This is a genomic window from Pseudomonas sp., from assembly GCF_035277045.1.
In the GTDB taxonomy this organism is placed as follows: Bacteria; Pseudomonadota; Gammaproteobacteria; order Pseudomonadales; family Pseudomonadaceae; genus Aquipseudomonas.
Window position 1 is genome coordinate 1 of record NZ_DATELE010000192.1, and the last position, 8,008, is coordinate 8,008.

General features: G+C 62.9%; 9 protein-coding genes. 6 read left to right on the forward strand and 3 right to left on the reverse strand.

The features are described from left to right. A partial coding sequence (locus VJS90_RS09910; protein WP_324121471.1) for an electron transfer flavoprotein-ubiquinone oxidoreductase occupies positions 1–1,630 on the forward strand: 1,630 nt, incomplete at its 5' end. A 175-nt stretch (positions 1,631–1,805) separates the two neighbouring features. On the opposite strand, the gene VJS90_RS09915 is transcribed toward VJS90_RS09910, so the two are convergent. Both VJS90_RS09915 and VJS90_RS09920 read right to left on the reverse strand, forming a co-directional pair. Further along, a complete protein-coding gene (locus VJS90_RS09915) occupies positions 1,806–3,110 on the reverse strand; it encodes an MFS transporter (protein WP_324121473.1) in 1,305 nt (434 codons plus the stop codon). A 70-nt stretch (positions 3,111–3,180) separates the two neighbouring features. Further along, entirely contained in the window at positions 3,181–3,666 is a 486-nt protein-coding gene (locus VJS90_RS09920; RefSeq protein ID WP_324121475.1) for a histidine kinase, read from the reverse strand. 338 nt (positions 3,667–4,004) lie between these two features. On the opposite strand from VJS90_RS09920, the gene VJS90_RS09925 reads away from it, so the two are divergent. The 4 genes from VJS90_RS09925 to VJS90_RS09940 all read left to right on the forward strand — a co-directional run bounded on the left by VJS90_RS09925 (position 4,005) and on the right by VJS90_RS09940 (position 5,654). After that, positions 4,005–4,526 carry an RNA polymerase factor sigma-70 gene (locus tag VJS90_RS09925; protein WP_324121478.1) on the forward strand — a complete coding sequence of 174 codons (522 nt, stop codon included), beginning with the start codon at positions 4,005–4,007 and terminating at the stop codon, positions 4,524–4,526. Positions 4,527–4,585: 59 nt separating this feature from the next. Next, positions 4,586–4,720, forward strand: a complete 135-nt coding sequence (locus tag VJS90_RS09930) for a hypothetical protein (protein WP_324121479.1) — start codon at positions 4,586–4,588, stop codon at positions 4,718–4,720. Positions 4,721–4,742: 22 nt separating this feature from the next. Further along, a complete protein-coding gene (locus VJS90_RS09935) occupies positions 4,743–5,294 on the forward strand; it encodes an exonuclease domain-containing protein (protein ID WP_324121481.1) in 552 nt (183 codons plus the stop codon). A 75-nt stretch (positions 5,295–5,369) separates the two neighbouring features. After that, on the forward strand, positions 5,370–5,654 hold the full coding sequence (locus tag VJS90_RS09940; RefSeq protein WP_324121483.1) for a pyrimidine/purine nucleoside phosphorylase: 285 nt from the start codon (positions 5,370–5,372) through the stop codon (positions 5,652–5,654). 46 nt (positions 5,655–5,700) lie between these two features. Here the strand turns inward: VJS90_RS09940 and VJS90_RS09945 are convergent, their stop codons facing one another. Next, complete coding sequence (locus VJS90_RS09945) at positions 5,701–6,399, reverse strand: alpha/beta family hydrolase (RefSeq protein ID WP_324121485.1); 699 nt, start codon at positions 6,397–6,399, stop codon at positions 5,701–5,703. A gap of 276 nt (positions 6,400–6,675) precedes the next feature. On the opposite strand from VJS90_RS09945, the gene ccoN reads away from it, so the two are divergent. Beyond that, a partial coding sequence (gene ccoN, locus VJS90_RS09950; protein WP_324121487.1) for a cytochrome-c oxidase, cbb3-type subunit I occupies positions 6,676–8,008 on the forward strand: 1,333 nt, incomplete at its 3' end.

Consider the following 8,008-nt stretch of genomic DNA (forward strand, 5'->3'; position numbering starts at 1 on the left):
TGTCGGCGCCGGGCCGGCAGGCCTGTCCGCCGCCTGCCGCCTGAAGCAGAAGGCCGCCGAAGCCGGTAGCGAGATCAGCGTCTGCGTGGTCGAGAAAGGCTCCGAGGTCGGTGCGCACATTCTCTCCGGCGCGGTGTTCGAGCCGCGCGCCCTGAACGAGCTGTTCCCTGACTGGAAGGAACTGGGCGCCCCGCTCGACACCGAGGTCAAGCGCGACGACATCTACGTGCTCAAGGACCAGGGCAGCTCGGTGAAGGTGCCCGACCTGTTCGTGCCCAAGACCATGCACAACCAGGGCAACTACATCATCTCGCTGGGCAACCTGTGCCGCTGGCTGGCCCAGCAGGCCGAGAACCTGGGCGTGGAGGTCTATCCAGGCTTCGCCGCACAGGAAGCGCTGATCGACGAAAACGGCGTGGTGCGCGGTATTCTCACCGGTGACCTGGGCGTCGACCGCGAGGGCAACCCCAAGGACGGCCTGTACACCCCTGGCATGGAACTGCGCGGCAAGTACACCCTGTTCGCCGAAGGCTGCCGTGGCCATATCGGCAAGCAACTGATCCGGCACTTCAACCTCGACAGCGACGCCGATGCCCAGCACTACGGTATCGGCCTCAAGGAAATCTGGGAAATCGACCCGGCCCGGCACGAACAGGGCCTGGTGGTGCACACCGCCGGCTGGCCACTGAACGTGGTGAGCAATGAGAACACCGGCGGCTCGTTCCTGTACCACCTGGAAAACAACCAGGTGGTGGTCGGCCTGATCGTCGACCTGTCCTATGCCAACCCGTACCTGTCGCCGTTCGACGAATTCCAGCGCCTCAAGCACCATCCGGTGCTCAGCCAGTACCTGGAAGGCGGCAAGCGCATCAGCTACGGCGCGCGCGCGCTGGCCAAGGGTGGCATCAATTCGCTGCCCAAGATGGTGTTCAAGGGTGGCGCACTGATCGGCTGCGACCTGGGCACCATGAACGTGGCCAAGATCAAGGGCAGCCACACCGCGATGAAGTCCGGCATGCTCGCCGCCGAAGCGGTGGCCGATGCGCTGCTGGCCGGCAGTGAAGGTGCTGACGAGCTGACCGCGTACGTCGAGGGCTTCAAGGCCAGCTGGCTTTACGAAGAGCTGTTCGCCAGCCGTAACTTCGGCCCGGCGATGCACAAGTTCGGCCCGATGCTCGGCGCGGCGTTCAACTACATCGACCAGAACTGGTTCGCCGGCAAGCTGCCGTTCACCCTTCGCGACACCAAGCCGGACTACGCCTGCCTCAAGCTTGCGGCCGACTCGAAGAAAATCGACTACCCCAAGCCCGACGGCAAGCTCAGTTTCGACAAGCTCAGCTCGGTATTCCTTTCCAGCACCAACCATGAGGAAGAGCAGCCCTGCCACCTGAAGCTCACAGACCCGAGCATCCCGATCGCCAGCAACCTGCCGCTCTACGATGAGCCGGCCCAGCGCTACTGCCCGGCCGGCGTGTACGAAGTGATCACCCAGGAAGACGGCGCCAAGCGCTTCCAGATCAACGCGCAGAACTGCGTGCACTGCAAGACCTGCGACATCAAGGACCCGGCCCAGAACATCACCTGGGTGGCCCCTGAAGGTGCGGGCGGGCCGACTTACCCGAATATGTAGGTGATTGGGAGTGCGCATCGCGGGGTGTGCGCTTGGGGCCTTGTGCCGTCACTGAGATCGAGCGCCGCCCGCGCGGCGCATCGCGGGACCAGTCGGGACGCCGAACCGCCGCTCCCACATTTGTTGCAAGGTACCATGGCCTGTGGGGGTTGGTTTGGCAGCCCCTCTCAAGCCATCAGGCGATCGCCACCTCACCTTCCAACACCTCCCGCCGCCCGAAATACCCCGCCGTAAGCGCCCCCACCACACCCATCACCAGACAGAACCCGACGCACACCCATGGGCTCCAGGGCATCAGCGCGATCAGCGCCAGCGGCGTGGTGCTGGCCCACAGCGCGTAGGCGACGTTGTAGGTAAACGAGATTCCCGACACCCGGATCTCGGCCGGAAACAGCCCAACCATCACCGAAGGCACCACTCCCACGACGCCGCAGGACAACCCGGCCAGCGCATAGGCAACACCCGTCCAGCCCCACTCCCCCACCAGGCTGGCATACAACCCGCCAATCCCCAGCGGCAGCAACAGGCTGTAGATCAGCAGCGCCCGCCAGGCGCCCAGACGGTCGACCAGCAGACCGGCCAGCACGCAACCGATATTGAGAAACACAATGCCGACACTGCTCAGGCCAAAGGTAGACCCGGGGCTCATGCCAAAGCGTTGCTGCATCACCGTCGGGGTGATCACCACCAGCACCACCACGGCCGAGGTCAGCACGCAGGTCAGCAAGGCGGCCGGCATCAGCGCCCGGCGATGCTCGGCGAACACCTGGCGCAGCGGGAAGGCCACCGGCTGCTCTCGCCGCTCGCGCAAGGCGAGAAACACTGGCGTCTCGCTCAGCCAGCGGCGCAGCCACACGCCAATGACGCCGAACACACCACCGAGCAGGAACGGGTAGCGCCAAGCATGGTCGAGGATCTCCTGGGGAGAGAACAACTGCGCCAGCAGCGTCGCCGTGAGCGCGCCCAGCAGGTAGCCAAAGGTCAGACCCGCCTGCAGGAAGCCCAGCGCGTAGCCGCGCCGCCCGGGTGGCGCGTGCTCGGCCACGAAGGTCCAGGCGCTTGGCACCTCGCCGCCCACCGCGGCGCCCTGCAGGATGCGCAGGCCCAGGAGGATCAGCGGCGCGGCATAGCCGATATCGGCATAGGTCGGCATCAGCCCGATCAGCAGGCACGGCAGGGCCATCATCAGGATGCTCAGGCTGAACACCCGCTTGCGGCCCAGATGGTCGGCGAAATGGGCCATGAGAATGCCACCCAACGGCCGCGCGAGGTAACCGGTGACGAAAATCCCGAAGCTTTGCAGCAGGCGTAGCCACTCGGGCATTTCAGGTGGAAAGAACAGCTGGCTCAGGGTCAGGGCGAAGAACACGAAGATTATGAAGTCGTAGATCTCCAGCGCCCCACCCAGCGCCGCCAGGCTCAAGGTCCGGTGGTCACCACGGGTGAGCCGGGTCTGGCGGGTGGTATCGATGGCAGTCATTGGAAGCGGTCCGCGGATCGGCAAAGCGCAAGAGGATAGCAAAACCTCGCCATCAATGATTCCCGGGCTGTCAGGAAGGCCGGGTGAACAGCGTATTGATCAGGTAGCGCCGCCGGGAGGCAAACCCCAACGGCTCCGAGAGACCAGCGGGTAGCGGCACCTGCCCGACCAGCACCGGCAGGTCGATGAGGGTCATGAATGACACGAGCGTCTCGTTGTCGGGCACCTTGGGCAGGCTGATGCTGACCGCCTGACGCTGGGCCACGGGCAGGTTCGGTACCTTCAGGTGCTGGGAGTGGTAGAGCAAGGCATGCTTGACCTGGGGGCTGACGCGACAAAAGCGCGCCAGGTCGACCCCGGCATGGGTGGCCAGGTCGATGTTTCCAATCAGCAGGTTGAATGGCTGCAACGCGCCTTGCACGAGACGTTGCAAGTCCTCGAAACACTCGACCGGGGCGATGCGATAGTACCCCAGCCCATTGAGCATCTTCTCCAGCTGCAATCGCTGGCTGGGGTGCTCGTCAGCAATGAGGATCCGCATGGATTTGTTAGGCATTGTTCGGACTCGGGCAGGAGGAAGTCGTTGCGTTCCTTGACCGAACAGCGCCGGGGTGGGCTCTTGCAGGCTCGACGGCCTGTTACCGGGTCTGCATTGATAGTTGTAGGTAAACGATTGGAAATCAAGTGCAGCGGGTAATTGGTGCTGAGGCGACGAGAACGCTTCAGCCTTCCTTGCGCATGCGCAGGCGGCAACGCTGCATGGCACGAGCCCACAGCGGTTATTGACGCAAGTTCTCGTTTGACAATAATTATCATTAAGAATAGGTTATCGCCCGTCTGAGGAAGCGCCTTACATCAGCCGCTTCCTTTTCCTACATAGACAGGTGATTTCCAATGACGGAACAAGCATCCACAAGTAAGTGTGATTCACCACTGCTCCAGGCGTTCGTCGAAAATCGAAGCATCCTCGTCAAGATTGCCTCACGCATCACCGGCTGCCGTTCACGCGCCGAGGATGTAGTGCAGGACGCCTTTTTCCGGCTGCCTTGCGCACCGCAGATCACCTCGTCGTTCAAGGCGCAACTCAGCTACCTGTTCCAGATCGTGCGCAACCTGGCCATCGATCACTACCGCAAGCAGGCGATGGAGCTCAGGCATTCGGGCAGTGAAGAGGAAGGCCGGAACGTGGCCCTGCACAACGCCTCGCTCGAGACCACGCATATCCACCTGGCCACCCTTGAACACATTGCCGATGCGCTTGGTGAGTTGCCGCAGCGCACCCGCTATGCGTTCGAGATGTATCGCCTGCATGGGGTACTGCAGAAGGATATCGCCAAGGAGCTAGGGGTTTCGCCGACCTTGGTGAATTTCATGATCCGGGACGCGTCCGTGCACTGCCGGAGGGTGTCAGCGTAACGGTGGCCCCGATCAGGCGGAGCGCCTCATCCAGAGGCAGCGGATCCGGCTTCAGGCCAATGGCCGCCGTTGAACAGCGCCAGGCGCTCGCGGTCCAACCGGTCGACGCTGTGCTGGTCACGGCCGGGTTGCCGACGGGCATTGATGTTTCCGGCGCGATGGCAGGCTGGCCGACATTGGCTACGCTCACCTGAGCATTTTGCATGGGAACCTTGTATGGGCCATTGGCTGGTGATCGATCTGGAAGCTACCACCGACGACGGTGGCTGGCCGGTAACGGACATGGAAATCATTGAAATCGGCGCGAGCCTGGTGACCCGTGATGGCCGCGAGGTCGATCACTTCCAGCGCTTCGTCCGCCCGCGCAGGCGCCCGCAGCTGACCCCGTTCTGCCGCGAGCTGACGCACATCAGCCAGGCAAGCGTCGACAGCGCCGCCGCGCTGCCCGAGGTCTGGGCGACCTTCGAGCGCTGGCTGGGGCACCACCAGCCGCACCTGCAGGCCTGGGTCAGCTGGGGCGACTATGATCGCCAGCAACTGGTGCAGGAGTGGCAGCAGCACCGGCTGCACAGCCTGCTGGCCGGGGTGCCGCACATCAACCTCAAGCAACGCTTTGCCAAGGCGCGCCACCTGCAGCGCCCGCTCGGGCTCAACGGCGCGCTGCAACTGGCCGGGCTGCAGTTTACCGGGCAGCAGCACAGGGCGCTGGAGGATGCGCGCAACACCGCGCGACTGCTGCCACTGAGCCTGCCTGCGGTAGGTGCCTGAAAGCGGATGACGAGGCCAGATGCCTTGGGCATACTGGCCAGCCCTTTTTCCATCCTATTTTTTCAGGAGTCGCCCATGTTTAAAGTCAACGAGTACTTTGATGGCACCGTGAAGTCGATCGCCTTCACCACCGGCGAAGGCCCGGCCACTGTCGGCGTCATGGCCCCGGGCGAATACGAGTTTGGCACTGCCCAGCGCGAGATCATGCATGTGGTGTCCGGCGAGCTGACCGTCAAGTTGCCGAGCAGCGACAACTGGGAAACCTTCAAGACGGGCGACCAGTTCAATGTACCGGCCAACAGCAAGTTCCAGCTGAAAGTGGCGGTGGATACAGCGTACCTCTGCGAGTACCGCGACTGATCCGCTAGCGATCCTGCCTGATTGGGGGAGCGGCCTTTCCAGCACATCATCCCCGCTGCTTGAGAAACGCCGCCACCCTCCCCGCTGCCGTCCGCATGTGCTGCTCGTGACTGAACCCCGACACCTTCAGCGGCTTCAGGTCATGATCCCCCGTCTCCAGCCAGCACAACCCGATCGCTTTCGACAGCTCATACCCTTGCACCGTCTCCCGGTTGCCCAGCGCATCGCGCTCGCCCTGCACGATCAGCGTGCGCGTCGCCAATCCTGCCAGGTGTTCGACCCGCGGTTTTTCCGGCTTGCCCACGGCATGAAACGGATAGCCCAGGCACACCAGCGCATCGGCCCCAAGCTCGTCCGCCAGCAGGCTGGCCATGCGCCCGCCCATCGACTTGCCGCCGATGGCGATGGGGCCAGCGACCGATAGCCGCACCTGCCGGTACACCTCACGCCAGGTCTCGAGCAACACCTTCTGTGGATTGGGAGGACGCTTGCCGCCCGTGGCGCGCCGCTGGACCATGTAGGGAAATTCGAAGCGAACGACCCCAATCCCTTGCGCCGCAAGCTTTTGCGCGATGTCGTCCATGAACGGACTGTCCATCGGCGCGCCCGCCCCATGGGCGAGAATCAGACACCCCGGGTAGTCTCCATCGCCCTGATCCTGCGGCGCATCACAGCGCCAGCCGGGTGTCTGCGCCAGCCGCGCCCATTGATCCCCGTCAATACCGGCCATTGGCCCCTTACTCATGCTTGCCTCGCTCATCAGTCTGTCTATAACCGTGGATGGAAACCCTGACATGAATACACCGGCGGAACTAAGCTTTCCTGTCGAGTAGCCACACAGGCTGCATGGCTACAGCGCCGAACTCGCCTTTCTAGGACCTGAAAAAAAGCTTGACCGAACGGACAGAAAAAGGCGAAAAACAGTACACATTACAAAGATTTGTTTGTGTACAATCATCGAGCCTAATGACGCCGTGCAACGTCGACCCACAAGAATATCCAAAAACCGTGGTGCCTTAGAATGACTACAGCAATCAGCCCGACTGCTTATAACTATAAGGTCGTCCGCCAGTTCGCCATCATGACGGTGGTCTGGGGAATCCTTGGCATGGGGGTGGGCGTGTTCATCGCCTGCCAGCTGGTCTGGCCGGACCTGAACCTTGACCTGCCCTGGACGAGTTTCGGTCGCCTGCGTCCACTGCACACCAACCTGGTGATCTTCGCCTTCGGCGGCTGCGCGCTGTTCGGAACCTCCTACTACGTGGTCCAGCGCACGTGCCAGGCGCGGCTGATTTCCGACAGCCTGGCGGCCTTTACCTTCTGGGGCTGGCAGGCGGTGATCGTCAGCGCCCTGATCACCCTGCCGATGGGCTACACCACCACCAAGGAGTACGCCGAGCTCGAATGGCCGATCGCGATCCTGCTGGCCATCGTCTGGGTCACCTACGCGGTGGTGTTCTTCGGCACCATCGTCAAGCGCAACACCCGGCACATCTATGTCGGCAACTGGTTCTACGGGGCCTTCATCCTGGTCACGGCGATGCTGCACATCGTCAACCACATCTCCTTGCCGGTGAGCCTGTTCAAGTCGTACTCGGCGTATGCCGGCGCGACCGACGCGATGATCCAGTGGTGGTACGGCCACAACGCCGTGGGCTTTTTCCTGACCACGGGTTTTCTGGGGATGATGTACTACTTCGTGCCCAAGCAGGCTGAACGCCCGATCTACTCGTATCGCCTGTCGATCGTGCATTTCTGGGCGCTGATCACCCTGTACATCTGGGCGGGCCCGCACCACCTGCACTACACCGCCCTGCCGGACTGGGCGCAGTCGCTGGGCATGGTGATGTCGATCATTCTGCTGGCACCCAGCTGGGGCGGCATGATCAACGGGATGATGACCCTCTCGGGCGCGTGGCACAAATTGCGCACCGACCCGATCCTGCGCTTTCTGGTCGTCTCGCTGGCCTTCTACGGCATGTCGACCTTCGAAGGCCCGATGATGGCGATCAAGACGGTCAACGCGCTGTCGCACTACACCGACTGGACCATCGGCCACGTCCACGCCGGAGCGCTTGGCTGGGTGGCGATGATTTCGATCGGCGCCGTGTACCACATGATCCCTCGCCTGTATGGGCGTGGGCAGATGCACAGCGTCGGCCTGATCAATGCGCACTTCTGGCTGGCGACCATCGGCACCGTGCTGTACATCGCCTCGATGTGGGTCAACGGCATCACCCAGGGCCTGATGTGGCGCGCGATCAACGACGACGGCACCCTCACCTACTCCTTTGTCGAGGCATTGCAGGCCAGCCATCCGGGCTACATCGTCCGCGCCTTGGGCGGCGCGATCT

What these genes read in the sequence shown, in the direction of transcription:
- VJS90_RS09925 (WP_324121478.1), top strand. Translation starts at nt 4,005, where the DNA reads ATGACGGAACAAGCATCCACAAGTAAGTGTGATTCACCACTGCTCCAG.
- VJS90_RS09945 (WP_324121485.1), bottom strand. Translation starts at nt 6,399, where the DNA reads ATGAGTAAGGGGCCAATGGCCGGTATTGACGGGGATCAATGGGCGCGG.
- VJS90_RS09940 (WP_324121483.1), top strand. Translation starts at nt 5,370, where the DNA reads ATGTTTAAAGTCAACGAGTACTTTGATGGCACCGTGAAGTCGATCGCC.
- VJS90_RS09915 (WP_324121473.1), bottom strand. Translation starts at nt 3,110, where the DNA reads ATGACTGCCATCGATACCACCCGCCAGACCCGGCTCACCCGTGGTGAC.
- VJS90_RS09930 (WP_324121479.1), top strand. Translation starts at nt 4,586, where the DNA reads ATGGCCGCCGTTGAACAGCGCCAGGCGCTCGCGGTCCAACCGGTCGAC.
- VJS90_RS09935 (WP_324121481.1), top strand. Translation starts at nt 4,743, where the DNA reads ATGGGCCATTGGCTGGTGATCGATCTGGAAGCTACCACCGACGACGGT.
- VJS90_RS09920 (WP_324121475.1), bottom strand. Translation starts at nt 3,666, where the DNA reads ATGCCTAACAAATCCATGCGGATCCTCATTGCTGACGAGCACCCCAGC.